At 56.2% G+C, this 21137-nt stretch carries 35 protein-coding genes and 1 pseudogene; all 36 read left to right on the top strand.

All coding sequences use genetic code 11. The annotated features are described in order from the left end of the window. Positions 1 to 123 (top strand): annotated as a pseudogene (gene tuf, locus PHV01_RS09715) (elongation factor Tu); the annotation flags it as partial. An 18-nt stretch (positions 124 to 141) separates the two neighbouring features. Beyond that, a complete protein-coding gene (gene rpsJ, locus PHV01_RS09710; RefSeq protein ID WP_337290958.1) occupies positions 142 to 450 on the top strand; it encodes a 30S ribosomal protein S10 in 309 nt (102 codons plus the stop codon). Positions 451 to 518: 68 nt separating this feature from the next. Further along, positions 519 to 1151: a 50S ribosomal protein L3 gene (gene rplC / locus PHV01_RS09705; RefSeq protein WP_337290957.1), complete on the top strand. Its 633-nt coding sequence runs from the start codon at positions 519 to 521 to the stop codon at positions 1149 to 1151. Between the two features lie 4 nt (positions 1152 to 1155). Continuing rightward, positions 1156 to 1791, top strand: a complete 636-nt coding sequence (gene rplD / locus PHV01_RS09700; RefSeq protein ID WP_337290956.1) for a 50S ribosomal protein L4 — start codon at positions 1156 to 1158, stop codon at positions 1789 to 1791. Further along, positions 1788 to 2078 carry a 50S ribosomal protein L23 gene (locus tag PHV01_RS09695; protein ID WP_337290955.1) on the top strand — a complete coding sequence of 97 codons (291 nt, stop codon included), beginning with the start codon at positions 1788 to 1790 and terminating at the stop codon, positions 2076 to 2078. The genes rplD and PHV01_RS09695 overlap by 4 nt, the downstream gene beginning before the upstream one ends. Next, positions 2079 to 2897 carry a 50S ribosomal protein L2 gene (gene rplB / locus PHV01_RS09690; RefSeq protein WP_337290954.1) on the top strand — a complete coding sequence of 273 codons (819 nt, stop codon included), beginning with the start codon at positions 2079 to 2081 and terminating at the stop codon, positions 2895 to 2897. 63 nt (positions 2898 to 2960) lie between these two features. Continuing rightward, complete coding sequence (gene rpsS / locus PHV01_RS09685; protein WP_337290953.1) at positions 2961 to 3245, top strand: 30S ribosomal protein S19; 285 nt, start codon at positions 2961 to 2963, stop codon at positions 3243 to 3245. Between the two features lie 17 nt (positions 3246 to 3262). Next, positions 3263 to 3610 (top strand): 50S ribosomal protein L22, encoded by a 348-nt coding sequence (gene rplV / locus PHV01_RS09680; RefSeq protein WP_337290952.1) that lies wholly within the window; start codon positions 3263 to 3265, stop codon positions 3608 to 3610. A 72-nt stretch (positions 3611 to 3682) separates the two neighbouring features. After that, positions 3683 to 4390 carry a 30S ribosomal protein S3 gene (rpsC, locus tag PHV01_RS09675; RefSeq protein WP_337290951.1) on the top strand — a complete coding sequence of 236 codons (708 nt, stop codon included), beginning with the start codon at positions 3683 to 3685 and terminating at the stop codon, positions 4388 to 4390. Positions 4391 to 4396: 6 nt separating this feature from the next. Then, positions 4397 to 4816, top strand: a complete 420-nt coding sequence (rplP, locus tag PHV01_RS09670; protein WP_337290950.1) for a 50S ribosomal protein L16 — start codon at positions 4397 to 4399, stop codon at positions 4814 to 4816. Between the two features lie 8 nt (positions 4817 to 4824). Continuing rightward, positions 4825 to 5046: a 50S ribosomal protein L29 gene (gene rpmC / locus PHV01_RS09665; RefSeq protein WP_337290949.1), complete on the top strand. Its 222-nt coding sequence runs from the start codon at positions 4825 to 4827 to the stop codon at positions 5044 to 5046. Continuing rightward, on the top strand, positions 5043 to 5312 hold the full coding sequence (gene rpsQ / locus PHV01_RS09660) for a 30S ribosomal protein S17 (RefSeq protein WP_337290948.1): 270 nt from the start codon (positions 5043 to 5045) through the stop codon (positions 5310 to 5312). The genes rpmC and rpsQ overlap by 4 nt, the downstream gene beginning before the upstream one ends. Before the next feature lie 28 nt (positions 5313 to 5340). Next, the gene (rplN, locus tag PHV01_RS09655; RefSeq protein WP_337290947.1) at positions 5341 to 5709 is read left to right on the top strand and encodes a 50S ribosomal protein L14; all 369 of its coding nucleotides are present in this window, start codon (positions 5341 to 5343) and stop codon (positions 5707 to 5709) included. Positions 5710 to 5739: 30 nt separating this feature from the next. Continuing rightward, positions 5740 to 6069: a 50S ribosomal protein L24 gene (rplX, locus tag PHV01_RS09650; protein ID WP_337290946.1), complete on the top strand. Its 330-nt coding sequence runs from the start codon at positions 5740 to 5742 to the stop codon at positions 6067 to 6069. A gap of 82 nt (positions 6070 to 6151) precedes the next feature. Continuing rightward, complete coding sequence (gene rplE, locus PHV01_RS09645; protein WP_337290959.1) at positions 6152 to 6694, top strand: 50S ribosomal protein L5; 543 nt, start codon at positions 6152 to 6154, stop codon at positions 6692 to 6694. 94 nt (positions 6695 to 6788) lie between these two features. Further along, positions 6789 to 6974, top strand: coding sequence for a type Z 30S ribosomal protein S14 (locus PHV01_RS09640; protein WP_337290945.1), 186 nt, complete (start codon positions 6789 to 6791; stop codon positions 6972 to 6974). Between the two features lie 87 nt (positions 6975 to 7061). Further along, entirely contained in the window at positions 7062 to 7457 is a 396-nt protein-coding gene (gene rpsH / locus PHV01_RS09635; RefSeq protein WP_337290944.1) for a 30S ribosomal protein S8, read from the top strand. 93 nt (positions 7458 to 7550) lie between these two features. Further along, positions 7551 to 8087 (top strand): 50S ribosomal protein L6, encoded by a 537-nt coding sequence (rplF, locus tag PHV01_RS09630; protein WP_337290943.1) that lies wholly within the window; start codon positions 7551 to 7553, stop codon positions 8085 to 8087. Between the two features lie 31 nt (positions 8088 to 8118). Continuing rightward, entirely contained in the window at positions 8119 to 8487 is a 369-nt protein-coding gene (rplR, locus tag PHV01_RS09625; RefSeq protein ID WP_337290942.1) for a 50S ribosomal protein L18, read from the top strand. A 115-nt stretch (positions 8488 to 8602) separates the two neighbouring features. Continuing rightward, on the top strand, positions 8603 to 9112 hold the full coding sequence (gene rpsE / locus PHV01_RS09620) for a 30S ribosomal protein S5 (RefSeq protein WP_337290941.1): 510 nt from the start codon (positions 8603 to 8605) through the stop codon (positions 9110 to 9112). 2 nt (positions 9113 to 9114) lie between these two features. Beyond that, positions 9115 to 9321: a 50S ribosomal protein L30 gene (gene rpmD, locus PHV01_RS09615; RefSeq protein WP_337290940.1), complete on the top strand. Its 207-nt coding sequence runs from the start codon at positions 9115 to 9117 to the stop codon at positions 9319 to 9321. Beyond that, a complete protein-coding gene (gene rplO, locus PHV01_RS09610; protein WP_337290939.1) occupies positions 9318 to 9764 on the top strand; it encodes a 50S ribosomal protein L15 in 447 nt (148 codons plus the stop codon). Before rpmD ends, rplO begins: the two co-directional genes overlap by 4 nt. Continuing rightward, entirely contained in the window at positions 9761 to 11071 is a 1311-nt protein-coding gene (gene secY / locus PHV01_RS09605) for a preprotein translocase subunit SecY (RefSeq protein WP_337290938.1), read from the top strand. Before rplO ends, secY begins: the two co-directional genes overlap by 4 nt. Before the next feature lie 6 nt (positions 11072 to 11077). Next, positions 11078 to 11737 (top strand): adenylate kinase, encoded by a 660-nt coding sequence (locus tag PHV01_RS09600; RefSeq protein WP_337290937.1) that lies wholly within the window; start codon positions 11078 to 11080, stop codon positions 11735 to 11737. Beyond that, entirely contained in the window at positions 11734 to 12513 is a 780-nt protein-coding gene (gene map / locus PHV01_RS09595) for a type I methionyl aminopeptidase (RefSeq protein WP_337290936.1), read from the top strand. Before PHV01_RS09600 ends, map begins: the two co-directional genes overlap by 4 nt. Next, positions 12513 to 12731 carry a translation initiation factor IF-1 gene (infA, locus tag PHV01_RS09590; RefSeq protein ID WP_337290935.1) on the top strand — a complete coding sequence of 73 codons (219 nt, stop codon included), beginning with the start codon at positions 12513 to 12515 and terminating at the stop codon, positions 12729 to 12731. Before map ends, infA begins: the two co-directional genes overlap by 1 nt. Positions 12732 to 12784: 53 nt before the next feature. Continuing rightward, positions 12785 to 12898, top strand: a complete 114-nt coding sequence (gene rpmJ / locus PHV01_RS09585; RefSeq protein WP_107562425.1) for a 50S ribosomal protein L36 — start codon at positions 12785 to 12787, stop codon at positions 12896 to 12898. 112 nt (positions 12899 to 13010) lie between these two features. Next, on the top strand, positions 13011 to 13385 hold the full coding sequence (rpsM, locus tag PHV01_RS09580) for a 30S ribosomal protein S13 (protein ID WP_337290934.1): 375 nt from the start codon (positions 13011 to 13013) through the stop codon (positions 13383 to 13385). A 137-nt stretch (positions 13386 to 13522) separates the two neighbouring features. Next, on the top strand, positions 13523 to 13933 hold the full coding sequence (gene rpsK / locus PHV01_RS09575; RefSeq protein WP_337290933.1) for a 30S ribosomal protein S11: 411 nt from the start codon (positions 13523 to 13525) through the stop codon (positions 13931 to 13933). Between the two features lie 117 nt (positions 13934 to 14050). Beyond that, positions 14051 to 14677 carry a 30S ribosomal protein S4 gene (gene rpsD / locus PHV01_RS09570; protein ID WP_337290932.1) on the top strand — a complete coding sequence of 209 codons (627 nt, stop codon included), beginning with the start codon at positions 14051 to 14053 and terminating at the stop codon, positions 14675 to 14677. Positions 14678 to 14698: 21 nt separating this feature from the next. Next, positions 14699 to 15715 (top strand): DNA-directed RNA polymerase subunit alpha, encoded by a 1017-nt coding sequence (locus PHV01_RS09565; protein ID WP_337290931.1) that lies wholly within the window; start codon positions 14699 to 14701, stop codon positions 15713 to 15715. 52 nt (positions 15716 to 15767) lie between these two features. After that, complete coding sequence (gene rplQ / locus PHV01_RS09560; RefSeq protein ID WP_337290930.1) at positions 15768 to 16259, top strand: 50S ribosomal protein L17; 492 nt, start codon at positions 15768 to 15770, stop codon at positions 16257 to 16259. Between the two features lie 167 nt (positions 16260 to 16426). Continuing rightward, complete coding sequence (fusA, locus tag PHV01_RS09555; RefSeq protein ID WP_337290929.1) at positions 16427 to 18511, top strand: elongation factor G; 2085 nt, start codon at positions 16427 to 16429, stop codon at positions 18509 to 18511. A gap of 115 nt (positions 18512 to 18626) precedes the next feature. Continuing rightward, complete coding sequence (gene rimP, locus PHV01_RS09550) at positions 18627 to 19088, top strand: ribosome maturation factor RimP (protein ID WP_337290928.1); 462 nt, start codon at positions 18627 to 18629, stop codon at positions 19086 to 19088. A gap of 96 nt (positions 19089 to 19184) precedes the next feature. Beyond that, positions 19185 to 20486, top strand: coding sequence for a transcription termination factor NusA (nusA, locus tag PHV01_RS09545; protein WP_337290927.1), 1302 nt, complete (start codon positions 19185 to 19187; stop codon positions 20484 to 20486). Next, on the top strand, positions 20487 to 21128 hold the full coding sequence (locus PHV01_RS09540) for a DUF448 domain-containing protein (RefSeq protein WP_337290926.1): 642 nt from the start codon (positions 20487 to 20489) through the stop codon (positions 21126 to 21128). Positions 21129 to 21137 lie beyond the last annotated feature (9 nt).

Below are 21137 nucleotides of genomic sequence, written 5' to 3'. Positions count from 1 at the left end.
GACAACGTGAGTCTCGCGGTCGAACTGATTCAGCCGATCGCCATGGAGAAGGAACTGCGTTTCGCGATCCGCGAGGGGGGCCGCACCGTGGGGGCCGGCGTGGTGAGCGAGGTGATGGAGTAGGGGGCAGATCAGGGACCTATGGAAAATCAACGTATCCGAATTAGACTGAAGGCGTATGATCACCGAATCCTTGATCAGTCGGCCAGGGAAATCGTCAACACGGCCCAGCGAACGGGCGCACGGGTGTCCGGGCCCATCCCGCTGCCGACTAAGATCAGCCGATTTACGGTTCTGCGCTCACCGCATATCGATAAGAAATCGCGCGAACAGTTCGAGATTCGGACTCATATTCGCCTGATGGACATCCTGGAGGCGCAACCTCAGACGGTAGACGCCCTGATGCGACTTGACCTGCCGGCCGGTGTCGATGTCGAGATCAAGCTCTAGCCGCTAACAGCAGTCAGTTTCCGGCTCCTCGCGAAAAGCTGCTTGCTGCAAGCCAAAGGTTCTGTGACATGAGTATCGGATTGCTTGGTAAAAAGATTGGGATGACGCAATTATTTGACGATAGCGGGGCCGCCATCCCGGTGACCATCATCGAGGCGGGACCGTGTCCGGTGACACAGCTGAGGACCACCGGCACTGACGGCTACGAGGCGATTCAGATCGGCTATCAGGCGGAACGTAAGGCCAAGAAGGTGACCAAGGCGCTCAAGGGCCACTTCGACAGAGCCAAGGTGACCCCGCAGAAGCATCTCAAGGAGTTCCGCGTGGAGCTTCCGGAGGGCTCGAAGTACGCTGTGGGCCAGATTCTTACCGTTGGTCTCTTTGAGCCGGGAGAGAAAGTTCAGGTGACTGGTATCACGAAGGGGAAAGGGTTTCAGGGCGGGGTCAAACGGTGGGGGTACTTGGGCGGTCCCGAGACGCATGGTTCCATGTTTCACCGGGCCCCAGGCTCGATCGGCGCATCGTCCTTTCCGTCCAGGGTCTTCAAGGGACACCATATGCCGGGACGGATGGGTACAGATACCGCAAGTGTCAAGGGGCTGAAGGTAGTGAAGGTCATCCAGGAGCAGAACCTGGTACTGGTGAAGGGCGCTGTGCCTGGCCCGGCAGGGGGCCTGGTCACGATCTGCAAGCGAGGCTAAGACGATGTCAGTTATGGTCCAGGCGTTGGATGCGAACGGCGTGAAAACAGTCGATGTCGCCCTCGATGAGGCGGTTTTTGATGCTGCTGCCGTTCCGCAGCTGTTGCATGACGTTGTCAAAATGCAACTTGCCAATCGTCGTCAGGGGACCGCTTCAACTCGCACACGGTCTGAGGTTCGCGGGGGCGGGAAAAAACCTTGGAAGCAAAAGGGGACTGGTCGAGCTCGTGCTGGAACGAGACGCTCACCCCTGTGGCGTGGTGGGGGGACGGTTTTCGGACCCAAGCCTCGGAGCTACGGCTACGTGGTCCCACGGCAGGTACGGGCGGCAGCGCTTCGGGCTGCCCTCTCCGGGAAGGTTCGATCCGGTCAGTTTATGGTGTTGGATAGCCTCTCGCTGGAGGAGCCGAGCACAAAGGCATTCAAGATGCTGCTCGATCGATTGGGGATTGCCGGGCGGGCCTTAATCGTGACAGGCCAGGCTCAGCACGGTGATGCGACCGTCAAGTCCTGCCGCAATTTACCCCAATGCACGCTGGTACCGACGCAGGGGTTAAACGTGTACGATATCCTGAGGCACGATACCCTTATCATGACCAAGGATGCGGTCAGTGTGGTAGAAGAGGCGTGGAGGCCATGAGAGAGGCATATCAGATTATTCGTCGCCCTCTTCTTACCGAGAAGGGCACGGATTTGAAGGAACACACCAACCAGTACCTTTTTGAAGTGGCTCGCGATGCTAATAAGATCGAGATCAAGCGTGCGGTCGAATCGCTGTTTCGAGTAAAGGTACTTCAGGTGCGGACTCTCTCCGTCAAGAGTAAACTCAAGCGAGTGGGCCGCTTTGTCGGTTGCACACCCGGTTGGAAGAAGGCGATAGCCACTCTGAAAGAAGGGGAAGCTATCGAATTCTTCGAGGGAGCGTAGATGCCTATCCGAGCATACAAACCGACATCTTCTGGCAGGCGTTTCCAGACGGTTCTGGAATACGCTGATGTGACTAGGTCCACCCCGGAGGGGACACTCCTCCGTCCGCTTCGGAAGAGTGGGGGTCGGAACAAGGTCGGCAGACTTACCGTCCGTCACCGTGGGGGTGGTCACAAGCGGCAGTATCGCCTTGTTGATTTTAAGCGAGACAAGTCCGGAATCCCTGCCAAGGTGGCATCGATTGAGTACGATCCGAACCGGTCCGCGCGGATTGCTCTCCTCCACTACGCGGACGGGGAAAAGCGATACATCGTTGGGCCATTGGGCCTTCAGGTCGGGGAGGGGCTGATGTCAGGCCCGAATGCGGAAGTCAAGGTCGGAAACGCTCTCCCATTACGCGCTATTCCAGTCGGTATGACGCTTCATAATCTTGAGTTGAAGCCCGGCAAGGGAGCGCAACTGGCCAGAAGCGCCGGCTCCGGTGTACAATTTTTGGCCAAAGAGGGCGGCCTCGGCTTGGTGAAGCTTCCCTCGGGTGAGTTACGTCGGATCAGCCTTGATTGTATGGCGGTCATTGGTCAGGTGGGAAACCTGGATTATGAGAACGTGTCGCTGGGAAAGGCCGGTCGGTCACGATGGCTTGGGATCAGGCCAGCAGTTCGAGGTGTGGCCATGAACCCTCATGATCACCCGTTGGGTGGTGGCGAGGGGAAAACTTCCGGTGGCCGCCATCCCTGCAGTCCCTGGGGCAAGCTCGAGCGGAAAACCAGGAAGAAGGGAAAGCCGTCAGATCGCTTCATTGTAAAGCGAAGAAAATAAGTTTCGCGTTTCGGGGTGAGTACACGCGGAATCTAGAACCCGAAACCTTGTGTGGAGGTTAGCGTGCCGAGGTCACTGAAAAAGGGTGCGTTCGTTGAACCGAAGCTTCTCAAGAAGATTGAGGCGATGAACGAAGGAAGAGAGAAGAAGATCATCAAGTCATGGTCGAGACGATCCGTTATTCTTCCTGAGTTCGTCGGGCATACGCTGGCAATCCATAACGGCAAGAAGTTTATCCCGATCTACATTTCCGAGAATATGGTCGGGCACAAGCTAGGGGAGTTCTCTCCAACCAGGACCTTCCGTGGGCACGGAGCGCATACCGCTCGTTCCACTGCACTCAAATAAAGAGAGTCGAATCGATCATGGAATGTCGCGCAGTCGGTCGCTATATTGGAATTCCGGCACGTAAGGTGAGACTTGTCGTTGATCTTATTCGTGGTCGCGGCATTAACCAGGCTCTCGATACCATGAAGTATACGAAAAAGTATGCCGCCAGGGCTGTCGAGAAGATTCTGAAGTCGGCGCTTGCCAATGCCCAACATAATCACGGCGCAAAGAATATCGATCGTCTGTTCGTCAAGGAGGCCTTTGTGGATCAGGGCCCGACCATGAAGCGATTCCGTCCTCGTGCTATGGGACGGTCGAACCCGATAAGGAAACGGAGCAGCCACATCACTATTGTCCTCACAGAGAAGGAAGCTGCCCTTTGACGCGTACCTTGCGGAAGGGCGGGATGAGCCCGCTCCTGTAAGTTCTGGTTGAAACGAGAAGGTGGAGGTGTGATGGGACAGAAGGTACACCCGATAGGATTTCGGCTGGGCCTCATCAAACCATGGAGGTCCAGGTGGTTTGCCGTGAAGGGGTATGCAGACGCCCTACATGAAGACCTGAAATTCCGGCGCTTCATCAAAGAGCGAGTCTATCACGCTGGGGTGTCCGGGATCGATGTCGAGCGGAAGGCCGATCAGGTACGTATCGTGATCCATACCGCGAGGCCAGGTATTATCATCGGGAAGAAAGGTTCCGAGGTCGACAAGTTGAAAGTTGCTCTTTCCGGTATGACCAAAAAGCCGATTCAGCTTGACATCGTCGAAGTGCGACGGGCGGAGTTGGACGCCCAATTGATCGCTGAGCAGATTGCTTCCCAATTGATGCGACGGGTAGCGTTCAGGCGGGCGATGAAAAAAACCGTGCAGTCCTCGATGCGGCTTGGGGCTCAGGGAGTTCAGATTGTATGCTCCGGTCGGCTGGCTGGAGCAGAGATTGCCCGCACAGAGCGATATCGCGAGGGTCAGATGCCATTGAGTACCATGCGAGCCGACATCGACTATGGGTTTACTCAGGCCAAGACCACGTACGGGCTGATTGGGGTCAAATGCTGGGTCTACCATGGGGAGGCAACTCCTGAGACCGCGGCGGCCAAACCGGAACGGGAGATACCTCAAGACCGTCAACGGCGGCCCAAGGGGCTTGCCCCGGTGGCGAGCTAGAACGCGATGCTGGCACCAAAACGAGTCAAGTTCAGAAAGCAACATCGGGGGCGTCGATCCGGAATCGCCGTCAGGGGGTCGTCATTGGCTTTTGGAGAATATGGTCTAAAAGCCCTGGAGGCCGCCTGGATTACCAATCGCCAGATCGAGGCAGCCCGTCGAGCGATTACGCATCACGTCAAGCGCGGGGGCAAGGTATGGATCCGCATCTTCCCGGATAAACCGATCACGAAAAAGCCTGCGGAGACTCGGATGGGTAAGGGGAAGGGTGCGCCGGAAGGATGGGTGGCGGTCGTGAAACCCGGGCGTGTACTTTGCGAGATGGAAGGGGTTACAGAGGCAACGGCCAAGGAGGCAATGCGTCTTGCTGCGCATAAGTTGCCCATTGCCACACGATTTGTGTCTCGTACGATGGTGGCGAGCTGAGGGCGACGATGGATGCCAAGGAGTTTCGTGAATTGAGTGCGGCGGAGTTGGAGCAAAAGCTCCGCGATATGAGAGATGAACTCTTAAAGCTGAGGTTGAGGGCGTCGGTGGCACAGCTTGAGAACCCAGCCCGTATCCGCCGACTTCGTCGGGAAATCGCCGCCGGAGAGACGGTGCGGAGAGAGTCCGTGCGTAAACACGTATCACCCGGGGTGGAGCGGACACCATGACCGAGCAGAAGAAGAGGGGTCGTCGAAAAGCCTTAGTGGGGGTCGTGGTGAGCGACAAGATGCAAAAGACCGTTGTGGTGATGGTTGAGCGCCTCGTTCGTCATGAGGCGTATGGCAAAATGATTCGCCGCCGAACTAAGGTCAAAGCCCACGACGAAGACAATCGCTGCAGCATGGGTGACAGGGTTGCCATTGAAGAGGCTCGGCCTTTGAGTAAAGAGAAGCATTGGCGGGTCACAGAAATCCTGGGGAAGGCGGTCGTGTAGTGGATAGGCGCGAGGAAGGTAGACGATCATGATCGGCTTGCGGACAATCATGGAGGTGGCCGACAATTCCGGCGCCAAGCGGATCTCTTTGATTAAGGTATTGGGAGGATCCGGGAAGCGATACGCTCGCCTGGGCGATATCATTGTCGCGAACGTCAAAGAGGCGATTCCGGAGGGTTCGGTGAAGAAGGGCGCCGTGGTGAAGGCGGTAGTGGTCAGGACGACGAAAGAGCTACGCCGCTCGGATGGCTCGTACATTAAATTCGATCGAAACGCTGCGGTGCTCCTGAACGAGCAGAATAACCCGGTCGGCACTAGGATTTTTGGTCCGGTGGCGCGGGAGCTACGCGAGGCGCGGTTCATGAAGATTATCTCCCTGGCGCCAGAGGTGGTCTAAAATGGCGAGGGCTGAGTCTGTGAGGGTGTAATGGCGGTAGGACAGGGGCTTCAGATCAAAAAGAACGATCTGGTCGCCGTGGTGGCTGGGAAAGATAAGGGAAAACGGGGCAAGGTGCTGAAGGTGATCCCGAAGACCCTTCGGGCCCTGGTGGAAAAGGTGAACTTCGTGAAGCGCCACACCAAGCCTGGGCGGACCTCAAAGCAGGGAGGAATCCTTGAACGGGAGAACCCCATTCATGCGTCCAACCTGATGCTGGTGTGCAAGAAGTGTGACCGCCCTGTGCGTGTCGGCGTGAGTCGCCTCGCCGATGGCAAAAAGGTGCGGGTGTGTAAAAAGTGTGGCGAAGTAGTGAGTTAGAGGAAGGTCAATGGCGGAAGTGACCAAAACTAAAAAGAAAGTGAAGGCAGATGTGAGCGAGTCAAAAATCGAGCGTCGCGCCCTGCCACGACTCCGCGAACGCTTTCGCGATGTGATTGCTCCTGCCCTCATGAGACAGTTCAAGTATAAAAATATCTGGCAGGTGCCACGCCCATCGAAGGTCGTCATCAATATGGGACTTGGGGAGGCTGTGGCGAATGTGAAGGTGATCGACTCCGCAGTCGAGGAGCTCTCAGCCGTGACCGGACAGAAACCGGTTGTCACGCGTGCCAGGAAATCCGAAGCCGGGTTCAAGCTGAGAACTGGGGTTCCGATCGGGTGCAAGGTCACCCTGCGCGGAGATCGGATGTATGAGTTTCTTGATCGGTTCGTGAATGTTGCGCTACCGCGAATCCGGGACTTCAGGGGCATACCGGCTAAGTCGTTCGATGGCCGTGGTAATTATAATCTTGGAGTAAGAGAACAACTCATCTTTCCGGAGATCAAATACGATAAGGTGGATGCCGTCCGGGGAATGGATATCGCCATCGAGACTTCAGCGAGAACGGATGAGCAGGCGCGCGCGCTCTTAGAGCATCTCGGTTTCCCCTTTCAGAAGAGCTAGTACAGCGAATAGTCGTCAGCTACCAGCGAAGACACGTCGCGTATGTGTTTTGCTGAAAGCCGATCGCTGATCGCTGAAAGCTTGGGAGCAACACATGGCAAAGCTTTCGCTAATTGTTAAAAGCCAGCGTGAGCCGAAATTTAAGGTGCGCGGCTATCATCGCTGCCGCATCTGTGGAAGACCGCGTGGCTACCTCAGGAAGTTCGAAATGTGCCGGATCTGCTTTCGAGATCTGGCCCTTCGAGGTGAAATCCCAGGCGTCATTAAAGCAAGTTGGTAGGAATGCTGCGCACCAGGAGAGTGAAGGATCAAGCTCTCTGGATACGGAACATCGAACGCGAAACGTAGAACGTGGAGTAAGTTGACCATGATGACCGATCCCATCGCTGACATGCTGACCAGGGTCAGGAACGCCAACTTGGCCTCTCATGACACGGTTCACATCCCGGCCTCTAGGACGAAAGTGGAGATTGCAAAGATCTTACGGGAAGAGGGGTACATCAAAAACTTCAAGGTTCTTGAAGTCGACAACCGTCGAGTGCTTCGGATCTACTTGAAGTACGGTGCGGGGGATCAGCGGATCCTGAGCGGCCTCCGCCGTGTCAGCCGACCAGGGCTCCGGGTGTATGCGACGTCTCGGCGACTACCTCGGGTCATGAATGGTCTGGGCGTCGCGATCCTTTCGACTTCACAGGGGATCATAACAGCACGTGCGGCCAGGGACCGCGGGGTAGGTGGCGAGGTACTGTGCTACGCCTGGTAAAGGCCATGCGAGACTCGTGAGCGGCGTTCCCAATGGTGGAGATGAGTTCGTGAGAGTCACTGAAGCGCTACACCGCAGAGGAAACAGGTAGGTATGTCGCGAATCGGAAAGAAGCCAATCCCGTTCTCAGATCGGGTCAAAGTCGAGATTGCAGGAGGTAGTATCTCCGTCGAGGGGCCTAAGGGCAAGCTTTCACTTCGCCTCCATCCTTCGATGGCGGTGAAGATGGAAGACAGCCAGCTTCATTGTATACGGCCCTCAGACAATAAGCTCCATCGTTCACTTCATGGGCTGACTCGCACTCTGATCGCTAATATGATCGAGGGAGTCACCAAGGGATTCGAAAAGAAGATGGAGATGATCGGGGTGGGCTATCGTGCGTCGGTGCAGGGGAGGAATCTCTCACTGATGCTGGGATATTCGCATCCTCTTATTTTTCCATTGCCTGACGGAATTCATGTTTCAGTAGAAAGCCAGAATCTGCTGACGGTCTCCGGCGCGGATAAACAGCAGGTCGGAGAGGTCGCCGCCAAGATTCGAAGTCTCAGACCGCCTGAGCCGTATAAAGGCAAGGGGGTTAAGTACGCGGGTGAGCGCATTCGCCGAAAAGCCGGGAAGGCTGGGGCGTAGGTCGTGTCGCACATCTCGAGGAGGAGTTGAGTTGGTGGGCCACGAAGGAAAACAAGAACGTCGGCTTCGACGTCATCGCCGAATTAGAAAGCGTGTTGCCGGAAGCGCAATCTGCCCGCGGCTCTGTGTCTTTAGGAGCACACGTCATATTTACGCCCAGATCGTTGACGACGAGCAGGGAAAGACGCTCGCTGCCGCGTCCACCCTTTCGAGGGAGATCAGAGAAAAAGGGAAGGTGGGGGATAAGACGGCTGCTGCTCGATTAGTCGGTGAACTATTGGCGAGTAAGGCCTTAGCAGCTCAGATTTCTCGAGTGGTTTTTGACCGTGGTGGGTTCAAGTTCCATGGCCGCGTTAAGGCGCTGGCCGCTGGGCTTGGAGAGAAAGGGGTGAAGCTCTAGTGGGGTCGAAGCACACGCCTGACCTTTTAGCCCTCTCGAGGCTCATCAGACATCGCGGTGATGACTTCAGCTATTCCGCTCGAAGAGTTGCCGGTATAGAAGAGAGGGAGAAGATTTGAAGCAGATCAAAGCTGACGCGTTGAATCTTGCCGAGCGCATCGTCCATATTAACCGGGTCGCCAAGGTGGTGAAGGGAGGGCGGAGATTTCATTTCAGTGCCCTTGTTGTGGTGGGCGATCAAAACGGACACGTCGGCATTGGATTAGGAAAAGCGCACGAGGTACCGGAGGCGATTCGCAAAGGAATAGAAGCAGCCAAAAAGGACTTGATTGGCATACCCTTGGTGCGAACGAGCATTCCTCACGAGGTTGTCGGAAGGTTCGGCTCAAGTAGGGTGATCCTGAAGCCGGCATCACAAGGAACTGGGGTCGTGGCGGGAAGGGCGGCCCGTGCGGTCTTGGAGGCGGCAGGCGTGCGGGATGTGCTGTCTAAATCGCTGGGTTCTGATAATCCCCACAATGTTGTGAAGGCAACATTAAAGGGCTTACAGTTGCTTCGGACACCTGAGGAAGTCGCGCGCGCCAGAGGGGTACGTCAGGAAGGGCTGATCGCGCAAGGGGCATAACTATGGATAAAGGCCTTCGTATCATTCTCCGAAAAAGTAAGATCGGCCATCCGGAGCGTCAGGCCAGGGTCCTCGCCGGGCTTGGGCTGCGCAGGATCAATGGATTTGTGATTCGCGCAGACACCCCGACTATTCGAGGGATGATCAGGAAGGTGGTCCACCTGGTCGATGTCGAGCAGGTTGATAGTGAGCAGAGGGAGAGGGGATGAAGCTGCACGAGTTGAAGCCGCCAGCGGGCGCGAATCGGCGCAGGAAACGTGTCGGTCGGGGTACCGGCTCTGGGCACGGAAAGACATCCGGCCGCGGAGAAAAAGGCCAGAAGGCTCGCTCTGGCGCCCATATCCATCCCTGGTTTGAGGGTGGCCAGCTTCCGCTGCATCGCCGCGTGCCAAAGCGAGGCTTTACCAACAGGTTCAGGAAGGTCTACGCCACCGTGAATCTGAAAGATCTGGAGCGATTCGAAGCAGGAACCAAAGTGACCCCGGGGTTGCTGCAGGAGAGGCGGCTTGTCAAGGACCTGAAGGCGGGGCTGAAGGTTCTTGCCGAGGGGGCACTCAGTAAGCCTCTGAGTGTCGCAGCCCATAAGTTCTCCAAGCGATCGATTGAGAAGATCCTTGCCTCTGGCGGGAAGGTCGAGGTTATCAGCACATGATGGAGGGGGTTGAAAATATCTTCAGAGTCCCTGAGCTCAAGAAGCGAATCATCTTCACCGCTCTTGCGCTGATTGCCTACCGACTAGGGTCCCATATCCCGACACCCGGCATTGATGCTCACGCGCTCTCATCGTTTTTTCAGCAGGCAGGCGGGACACTTCTTGGTTTCTTTGATCTCTTCTCAGGTGGCGCGCTGCGTCGCCTCAGTATCCTCGCGCTCGGTATCATGCCATATATCAGCGCGTCGATTATCCTTCAACTCCTCGCCGTGGTCTTTCCCCCATTAGAGAAGTTGAGCAAAGAGGGTGAGGCGGGGCGTAAGAAGATCTCTCAATACACCCGGTACGGCACTGTCCTGCTCGCGGCCATTCAGGCCATGGGAATTGCCATCGGCCTTGAGAACATGCGCAGCCCCATTGGCGAGCAGATCGTGATAAATCCGGGAGTGGGCTTTCGTCTGATGACCGCGATTACGCTGACGACGGGGGCGATCTTTCTCATGTGGCTTGGCGAGCAGATTACTGAGCGGGGGATCGGAAACGGGATCTCTCTCCTGATCTTTGCCGGCATTATTGTCCGAATGCCTGAGGCGATTGTGAATACGTGGCGGCTTCTGACCACAGGCGAATTGAAGGTGCTGGCGTTGTTGCTTGTCCTGGTTCTCATGGTGTTGGTCGTGGCCGGAGTCATTGTCATGACGCTCGGCCAAAGACCGATAGCGGTGCAGTATGCGAAAAGGGTCGTTGGACGTCGGATCTATGGAGGCCAGAGCACGCATATCCCGTTGCGGATCAACACGGCCGGAGTCATTCCGGTGATCTTTGCCGCCTCTATCATCGTTTTTCCCGCTACGATCGCGCAATTTTTTAATCATCCCTGGATGCAGGCTTTGGCCAGGGCGCTTTCTCCGGCAACGGTGACCTATACGGTGCTGTATGCAGTCGCTATTATTTTCTTCACGTATTTTTACACGGCCATCGTCTTTAACCCGACTGACGTTGCTGATAATATGAGAAAGTACGGGGGCTTTATCCCGGGCATTCGACCGGGAGCGAGGACGGCGGAATTTATCGAAAAGGTATTGGATCGGATTACGCTTGTCGGAGCAATCTACCTGACGCTTATCTCAATTCTTCCGGAATTGTTGATCACGACGATGAACGTCCCATTCTTCTTTGGAGGGACCTCCCTCCTGATTGTGGTTGGTGTGGCCCTGGATACCGTACAGCAAGTGGAGTCTCACTTGCTCATGCGTCACTATGAGGGATTCTTAAAGAAGAGTCGAATTAAAGGCAGGCTGGGGTAGTGGGCGATGCGGCTTGTCCTGCTGGGACCGCCGGGCGCTGGCAAGGGGACACAGGCCAGGCTACTGACGGCCACGTTCGATGTCGCCCATGTCTCTGCCGGAGACCTGCTTCGGCAAGCTGTGGCCGATGGTTCGGAGCTGGGACAGACAGCCAAGTCGATCATGGCGCGAGGGGCTCTTGTTCCCGATGAAGTGGTCATTGGGATCATGGAAGAGCGATTGCGCAGACCAGATTGCGCCGGCGGGTACATCCTTGATGGGTTTCCGAGGACGCTCCGCCAGGCCGAGGCGCTCTCAGAAGTTCTCAATCTTTTACAGGCCCCATTAGATCGGGTCATCAGTGTAGAGGTGTCTGAGGACGATCTGGTGAGGAGGCTTGCCGGTCGACGGATTTGTCGGGCCTGTGGATCGATGTTTCACGTTGAGACGAAGCCGCCGATGAGGATTGGGGCCTGTGACACCTGCGGGGGGGCCCTCTACCAGAGGGACGACGATAAGGAGGATACGATTCGCCATCGCCTTCGGGTCTACCGAGAGCAAACAGAGCCTCTGATTGCATATTACGAAAAGATAGGGCTGCTGAGGCGGGTCGACGGTCGGGGGACGATTGAGGAGATTGCTCAACGCATTCGTCAAGCCTTGGGGGATGGATTAGTTCAATCATGATGATCTTGAAGTCCCCATGGGAAATTGATCTGATGCGAAAGAGCAGTCGGATCGTGGCGGAAACCCTCGATAGGCTGGCAAGATTGATAGAACCTGGACTGACCACCCTAGAGCTGGACCGCCTCGCAGAGAGCTATATACTGAGGCGAGGGGGAAAATCGGCGTTCAAGGGCTACCGTGGTTACCCGTATACGCTCTGCGCCTCTGTGAACGAGCAGGTGGTTCACGCGTTTCCGTCGGCAAGGCGCCTTGAGGAGGGTGACATCGTGAGTCTGGATCTTGGGGTTATTGTCGATGGTTATTACGGTGATGCAGCGATTACGGTTCCAGTGGGAAAGGTGTCGGAGGAGGCCAGGCGTTTGATTGCCGCGACTCGAGAGGCTCTGACGCGGGCTACGATAGCTGCGCGGCCTGGGAATCATCTCTCTGATATCTCTCATGCTGTACAGTCTTCTGTCGAGGCGGGAGGGTTCTCGGTGGTGCGCCTGTTTGTCGGCCACGGGATCGGTCGATCCCTTCATGAGGAACCTCAGATCCCGAACTTCGGCCCACCAGCCCAAGGTCCTATGCTCAAACCCGGGTTAGTTCTGGCCATTGAGCCGATGGCCAATGCCGGCGGTCCAGACGTGATGATCCTTGATGATCGCTGGACAGCGGTGACGTGCGACAGTTCTCTTTCCGCACATTTTGAGCACACAGTCGCGCTCACCGAGGATGGGGTAGATGTCCTGACCAGCTTGACCGCGGACGAGTCGCCTGAGAACGCGGGCCGCTGATGCCGAAGGAAGAAGCGGTTGAGGTCGAGGGGACTGTGATTGAGCCTTTGCCCAATGCCATGTTTCGCGTAGAACTGGAAACGGGACATAAGGTATTGGCGCACATCTCAGGAAAGATGCGGATGCATTTCATTCGGATTCTTCCCGGAGATAAGGTGATTGTGGAGCTGTCTCCATACGACCTCACGCGAGGTCGCATCATTTATCGATATAAATAGGTAACGGGTAGGGGGTTAAGGGCGATTAGCGATTTCGAGACGCGAGGGCTGCCATGAAGGTTCGGGCGTCAGTCAAGCCGATGTGCGAGAAGTGTAAGGTCGTTCGACGAAAAAGGGTGCTGCGGGTTGTGTGCGAAAATCCTCGGCACAAACAGCGCCAGGGGTAGATGGTTTACGGTTCATAGTTCAGAGTTTAAGCTGGGGATGGTGTCATTCATGGGTTTGAGCACCGTTCTATGAACAATGAACTATGCACTCTGAACTAAGAAAGGGAGTTGTATGGCACGTATCGCCGGTGTGGATCTTCCGAGGGAAAAACGTGTTGAGGTTGCGCTGACGTATATCTACGGCATCGGCCGTCCGGCTTCGCAGAAAATCTTGCAGGGCTCCGGAGTATCCCCGGATGTCCGTGTCAAGGACCTCACTGAAGAGGAGATCACGAAGCTGCGGCGAACCCTTGAAGGCAACTACAAGGTTGAAGGCGATCTGAGGCGTGAGATCTCCATGAACATCAAGCGGCTCATGGACATAGGCGCCTATCGAGGCCTAAGGCATCGCAGGGGTCTTCCCGTTCGTGGTCAGCGAACCAGTACCAATGCCAGGACGCGCAAGGGGCCTCGACGGACGGTCGGCGCGAAGGGTAAGAAAGTGTAGCCGGACCGGTTCATAGTTCAGGGTTCAGAGTTCATAGAGAGTTCTCAAGTACAGGCCACGATTTGGACTCTAAGCGATAAACTGAAAACTATGAACTATCAGCTATGAACCATGACCACTCACTTGTTGGAGGAAGAATGGCGGAAGAAGTAAAACCGAAGCGTCCGGTGGGGCGTGCAGGGGGCAGGAAAGAGACCAAGAATATTGCTCACGGGATCGCCTGCGTCCAGGCGACGTTCAACAACACCATTGTGACCATCACAGATCTCGCAGGCAACGTCGTATCATGGGCTAGCGCCGGTTCTGTAGGGTTCAAAGGTTCGCGGAAGAGCACCCCATTCGCTGCCCAGAGGGCGGCGGATAGTGCCGCCCAGAAGGCGATGAGCCATGGCATGAAAGAAGTGAAGGTGCTTGTTAAAGGGCCGGGTGCCGGTCGAGAAGCTGCCATTCGGGCCTTACAGGCGGCAGGCATGGAGATCGTGGCGATTAAGGACGTGACGCCGATTCCCCATAACGGCTGTCGACCGTCCAAGCGGAGACGCGTATGACACAGTCGTTCTGGCCGATGTATTGCCCAGTCACCCCTGAAAGGAGTGCCAGAAGCGTTATTCGCGCCGGTATTAACGGGACGAGGGGTGACACTACCCTCTGGGGAGGAGGGGTTCGTGGCTAGGTATCGGGATTCCGTGTGCAAGCTTTGCAGACGAGAGGGGCTGAAGCTGTTTCTGAAAGGGGATCGATGCTTTTCTGTCAAGTGTGCGATTGAGAAGCGCAACTACGTTCCCGGCGTACATGGCCAGCGACGGACGAAGGTTTCCGACTACTGTAAGCAGCTTCGTGAAAAGCAGAAGATGCGCCGAATCTATGGGGTGCTGGAAACTCAGTTTCGGAAATACTTTCATCTGGCCGAGCGACAGCAGGGAGTCACAGGCGAGAATCTTGTCAAGATTTTGGAGCAACGGCTGGACAGCATTGTCCATCGCCTCGGATTTGCCGCATCCCGCGCACAGGCGAGGATCTTGATTACCCACGGTCATATCCTCGTGAATGGGCGAAAGACAGATATTGCGTCCTATCGGGTTCGTCCAGGTGAGACCATCGAAGTACGGCCCAAGAGCCGTGAACTGACGGCAATTAAGGCGGCTCTTGAAGGGGCAAAGCGGCGAACGCTGCCGAGCTGGCTAGAGCTTGATGCGACCAACATGAAAGGGATTGTCCGATCGATCCCATCCCGGGAGGAGATCGCTATCCCCGTGGAGGAACAGCTGATTGTTGCGTTGTACTCCAAATAATGGTGGGCGTGGGAGGTTTTGATGATTCAGAAGTTTAAGGGCCTCCAGAAGCCAAAGCGACTGGAGTGCGAGCTGGAATCTCTGACCAGCACATACGGCAAGTTCTTTACGGAGCCCTTTGAACGTGGGTTTGGCTTGACCATCGGCAATGCGCTTCGACGCATCCTCCTCTCCGCGATTGAGGGGGCTGCGGTGACCACAATTCGAATCACCGGGGCTCTGCATGAATTCTCAAGTATCCCTGGAGTCAAAGAAGATGTCACCGATATCATCCTCAACCTGAAGGGGCTGCGGCTCAGACTGCACGTTGACCACCCCAAGACCCTGTACCTCAAGGCGTTATCGGAGGGGGAGGTTCGAGCCGCGCATATCACTTCGGATCCTGATGTCGAGATCCTGAACCCCGATCTGCACATTGCAACCCTGGAGCAGGATGGCAAGCTCGAGTTGGAGTTGGAGGTTCGCCATGGGCGTGGGTATGTTCCCGCAGAGCGCAACAAACGAGAGGGACAACCTGTCGATGTTATTGCCATAGACTCTATCTTCTCCCCGATCCGGAAGGTGAACTTCCTGGTTGAAGACACTCGTGTCGGCCAGATCACCGATTACAACAAACTCACCATGGAGGTCTGGACTGACGGGAGCGTTCTGCCGCGGGATGCCATCGCGTATGCTGCAAAGATCCTCAAAGATCACCTGAGCATATTTACAAATTTTGAGGAAGAGCCGGAGGGGGAGGGGATTGTCATCGATGAGGCGAAGAAGCAGCTATTGGATAATCTGAATCGCAGCGTCGACGAGTTGGAGCTTTCGGTGCGGTCGGCTAATTGTTTGAAACACTCTGATATTCGATACATCCATGAGTTGGTCGTCAAGAGTGAGGCCGAGATGTTGAAGACAAAGAATTTCGGCCGGAAGTCTCTGAATGAGATCAAGGAGATCCTCGTCGGCATGGGGTTGACCTTAGGAATGAAACTGGAAGGTCTCCCTGTCGGTGAGTCCGTTGGGAAACGGGGCGACAAGACCTCGAAGGCCTGAATAGGGGCCTGAGCCTGGCCGGGTTTCGTACGGTCAGGCAGGAGTGCCTGCAATGCGACACAGGAAAGCTGGGAGAAAGCTTGGTCGAACTACGGCTCATCGAGAGATGCTGCTCCGTAATCTGCTGACATCGCTCTTTCATTACGAGAAGATCGTCACAACTGAGGCGAAGGCCAAAGAGCTGCGTAAGCTGGCAGACAAGGTGGTCACGCTAGCCAAGCGCGGAGATTTACATGCGCGCCGACAGGCAGCCGAGGTTGTCCTGGACGAGGACGTCTTAAAAAAGCTGTTTGACTCAATCGGTAGCCGCTTTAAGGATCGAAACGGGGGCTATACGAGGATGACAAAGCTGGAGTACAGGATGGGGGACGGCGCCCCGCTTGCGGCCATGGAGTTGGTAGAGATCGGTGCCGATACCGAGCCTCCGGCAACGCCTGCTAAACGTCGTAGCAGGCGTGTGGAGAAGGGGAAAGCACCGAAACTGAAGCCGGCCGAATCCTTGCCCGCCCATTCACCTGGTGCCGAAAGGGCGGTCAGTCCCTGAGAATAATGAGCGAACTTGAGCACAAGATGCCCTTCCCGATTGAATCGGGAAGGGCATCGTTGCTTTTACGGAGAAATGGTTTCCCCTTTACAACGGGACGGCCGCTGTGGTACGAAAAGGAACCTCGACGCGGTTGAGCAGGCCATGCGATATATGGGGTGATGGCGATGAGCGGGGTAGAGATTACCAGGATTCGCAACATAGCGATTGTGGCCCACGGAGGCGCGGGCAAGACGACGCTGACCGAGGCGATGCTTTTCGACGCCGGTGCCACTTCTCGTCTCGGGAAGGTCGAAGATGGGACGACCGTCACCGACTTTGACGAGGACGAGGTCAAGCGGAAGATGAGCGTCAGCTCAGCCTTCGCCTTCTGTGAGTGGAAAGGGTATAAGCTTAACCTGATTGATACCCCTGGAGCGTCCATCTTCCTGACTGATACCCGGAACTGCATGAGAGTCCTTGATGGCGCGGTTGTGGTGGTGAGCGCCGTCTCTGGCGTCAAGGTGCAGACAGAGAAGGTGTGGACGTACGCTGAAGCAGAAGGCCTTGCCAGAATGATTTATATCAACAAGATGGATCAGGAGCAGGCCGACTTTTTCCGAACCTTGGAAGACATTCGCAAGCACCTCTGCCCGGTGGCGACACCCGTTCAACTTCCAATAGGAGCACAAGCTTCCTTTGTGGGTGTAGTCGATCTGTTGCGGATGAAAGCGCTGATCTATCAGGACGAGAGGATGGGAAAGTTCTCCGAGAGAGAGATTCCACCGGACCTGAGGCCGAAGGCAGAGCAGTTGCAGGCGGCGCTGATGGAGGTGGTTGCGGACAGCGACGATAGACTGCTGGAGAAGTATCTGGAAACCGGAATACTCTCGAATGAGGAATTGAAGGTCGGGCTGCGGCGAGCGGTTATTGAGGGAAAGCTTGTTCCGGTCCTTTGTGGTTCGGCCCTCAAGAATATCGGCGTGCATCCCTTACTTGATGTCCTGGCGGAGGTCTTTCCATCTCCGATAGATCGTGAAGCCCGCACGGGGATCGATCTAAGGAGCGGGGAGCGGCTTGAGAGAGAGAGCAGAGAGGACGCTCCATTGTCTGCTCTGGTGTTTAAGACGCTCGTCGATCCCTACGCTGGCAAGATCACTCTTTTCCGGGTGTACTCCGGCACGCTCCCTTCAGATTCCAACGTCTACAATAGTACCAAAGGGTGTAAAGAAAGGATCGGCCAAGTAGTGTTACTTCGGGGCAAGAATCAGGTTCCGGTTCCGGTAATCGGGGCGGGAGATCTGGGGGCTGTCGTAAAACTGAAGGAGACAGCCACAGGTGATACCCTCTGCGACGAACGAAGCCCAATCTGCCTGGAACCGGTTGGGATTCCACACCCCATTATCGAGTATGCCATCGCGCCCAAGACAAGAGGGGATGAAGAAAAAATGAGTGTGGGACTCCATCGGCTTCGAGAGGAGGATCCATCCCTGCAGATACGACGCGATCCGCAGACCAAGGAGACCATCCTGGCCGGGATGGGCAAGGCCCACGTAGAGTTCGCAGTCGATCGTCTCAAGCGGAAGTTCGGACTTGATGTCCAGATGAAGACGCCCCGCGTGCCGTACAAGGAGACCATTCACGGGCGAACTGAGGTTCAGGGGAAGCATAAGAAACAGACCGGGGGTCATGGACAGTACGGCGATTGCTGGATTAAGCTGGAGCCGCTCCCTCGCGGTGGGGGGTACGAATTCGTCAACCAGATCGTGGGAGGGGTGATTCCCAAGCAGTACGTACCTGCAGTCGAGAAGGGGATCGTAGAGGCGATGGGAGAAGGAAGCTTGGCCGGGTATCCCGTCGTCGATGTGAGGGTTACGCTTTACGACGGCTCGTACCATCCTGTCGATTCCTCGGAAATGGCGTTCAAGATTGCCGGATCATTGGCATTTAAGAAGGGCATCCTGCAAGCGAACCCAACTCTTCTGGAGCCGATCATGACGGTTGAGGTGATAGTCCCCGATGAGTGTGTGGGGGATGTGATCGGCGACCTGAACAGCAAGCGGGGACGTGTAATGGGCGTAGAGGCCAAGGGGAAAGCGCAAACTATCAAGGTCCAGGTTCCCTTAGCCGAAATATTGGAGTACGCCACACAACTCAAGGCCGTTACCGGTGACCGAGGCGACTATACCGTGGAGTTTTCCCACTACGACGAGGTTCCCCAGCATCTGAGGGAGCGAGTGATCGCAGAATTGAAAAAGGCGAAAGGAGAGTAGGCTGCCTTTCCTTTACTTCCCCTTGATTTCCCTTGTACGGTCTAAGCGAAATGTGCTATTTTAAATGGAGTGGGCCAACAATGCCCGCTCTTTGTTTTATAAGGGGTGGTGTGATATGACAGGGGAGATCGTAGAGCGGGTCAAGTCGATCGCCCTTCCGCTCTTCACGGAGTTAGAGCTTGAGCTGGTAGACGTTGAGTTTCGTCGGGAAGCCAGCGGATGGATCCTCCGTCTCTACCTCGATAAGCCTGGGGGGGTGACCTTGGGGGATTGCCAGCAGGTGAGTGAAGAGCTGAGCGACCTTCTCGACGTCGAGAATTTTATCGATCATCCTTACACACTTGAAGTCTCCTCTCCCGGTTTGAACCGGCCACTCCGCCTGGAGTCGGATTTTCTTCGCTTCGTGGGCCAACGGGCGAGAGTCAGTACCTCGCAGGCCATTGCTGGACAACGGCGGTTTCTTGGCATCCTGAAGGGTTACGAGGACGGACACGTGTCACTGGAACGAGAGGACGGTACGGTTGTCCTCATCCCGTATGCGCTAATTTCAAAGGCTCGACTGGACCCAATCCTGTAAAAAGCAGGGTATAGGGTTCAGGGTACAGGGTACAGAAAATAAGAAGGCATTTAGCGCTTCCCTATACCCTAAACTCTCTACCCCGGTGTGAGACTGATGGGCATCGATTTACTGCAGGTTATAGAACAGGTTGGACGCGAGAAAGAGATCGGCTCGGCAGTTCTGATGGAGGCTGTCAGCGCGGCGATCCTCTCCGCATCCCGTAAGACCCTTGGAGCCGCCCTTGATCTGCGGGTGGAGTTTGACCAACGGTCCCATTCCTTTATGTTGTACGCAGTGCGAAAGGTTGTCGAGAAGGTTGCTAATCCCCATGTCGAGATCTCCATTGATGAGGCCCAGCAACTGAACCCCGGGATCCAACCTGGCGATGAGATCAAATCCGAGGTAAAGGCAAAAGAGTTCGGACGGATCGCTGCCCAAACAGCGAAGCAGGTCATCATCCAGCGGGTCAAGGAAGCTGAACGGGAGAGCGTGTTTCAGGCCTTTAAGGCCAGAGTGGGTGAACTGGTGGGTGGTGTCGTACAGAGAGTTGCGAAGGGCAACGTCATCATCAATCTCGGGAAGGCTGAGGCAATTCTCCCCCCCAGAGAGCAACTCCCCCGTGAGGATTACAGAATCGGCGATCGGGTTCGAGCGTATGTTCTGGATGTAAAGAAATTACCGCGGGGATCCCAGATTGTTCTTTCGCGAACGCATCCTGGTCTCTTGGCTAAGCTGCTCGAGATCGAAGTTCCAGAGATCTACGAGGGGATCGTTGAGATTAAGGCGGTAGCCCGCGATGCGGGTGAACGCGCCAAGGTGGCTGTAGCCTCACGAGACAGCAATGTGGATCCTGTGGGGGCTTGCGTTGGATATCGTGGTAGTCGGGTTCAGGCTATCGTCAGAGAGCTGATGGGCGAAAAGATCGACGTGATCGCCTGGAAGGACGATCCGGCCTCCTTCGTTCGGAGTGCGCTTGCCCCGGCTGAGATTGAGAGCGTCGAAGCTGTCCAGGAGACGCATACCCTTAATGTGCTGGTGGCTGATGGCCAGCTCTCTCTGGCCATTGGGAAACGGGGACAGAACGCGCGTCTGGCGGCCAAGCTCGTAGGATGGAAGGTGGATGTCAAGGGCCGCGGTGAGGCTCAGAAAGAGTTGGAACAGCCGATCAAGCCGGAGGTCGAGGCTGCGGCGCCAGTGTCGGAGAGTCCTCCTCCGGCTGTCCTGCGGCTAGCGGAGTTGTCGGGCGTAGGGGAAAAGTTAGCCGGTCGCCTGATCGAGGCTGGTCTGGACAGTTACCAGAAGTTGGCCGACGCATCAGAAGAAGCCTTGGTCCAGGTAGAAGGGGTTGGCCCAAAGACAGCGCAGAAATTAATCGAGGTTGCGAAAGCTGCCCTCGCCTCGAGGGATGCAGGATAGGTGGTTTCTCCGCCCTTTCGCTCTTGTGTAGCCTGCCGTACCAGCCGGCCGAAGCGGGAGCTTATTCGTGTGCATCTTGTTCCAGGCGGGAGATTGGATGTGGATCTGGGCGGGGGATCCGGGCGCGGGGCGTATGTCTGTCCGCGCCACGCATGCCTCGATCAGGCGGTAAAAAGAGATGAGTTCGCGCGCTGTCTGAAGGTGACGCTCGCACCGATAACAGTGGAGGCCCTTGAAGGGCTGATCCGAGAACGTGTCTCGCGCAAGGTCGCTGCGCTTCTTGGGCTTGCGCGCCGAGCCCGCAAGGTCGCCTCAGGTACGGAGGCAGTGGAATCAGCCGTGAAGCACCATTCAGCTCGGTTGATCCTGAGTGCGGCAGACGCGTCAGCGAATTCGGTTGCGAAGTTGCGGAGTTTGGCTGCACAGGTCGACGTCAGATGGATGCAGGCCCTGGGTAAAGAGGAGCTGGGGGCCGCTCTCGGGGGGGCTCCTCGAGCGTGCGTCGCTGTGACGGATCCGCACTTTGCAGGGGCGGTGATGTCAGTGCTGGAAAAGATACCGGTGAAAATGGAAACGAGAGAGGCCGCGGGTCAGGCCACCGATTTGGGGGGCAGGGCGGAGCCTCGGAAGGTCTGGGGGTGATCCGGAGTG

Source organism: Candidatus Methylomirabilis sp. (genome assembly GCF_028716865.1).
Taxonomy (GTDB): Bacteria; Methylomirabilota; Methylomirabilia; order Methylomirabilales; family Methylomirabilaceae; genus Methylomirabilis.
The sequence above is the reverse complement of the archived record's forward strand: the minus strand, read 5'-3'. Positions and strand labels throughout refer to the sequence as shown.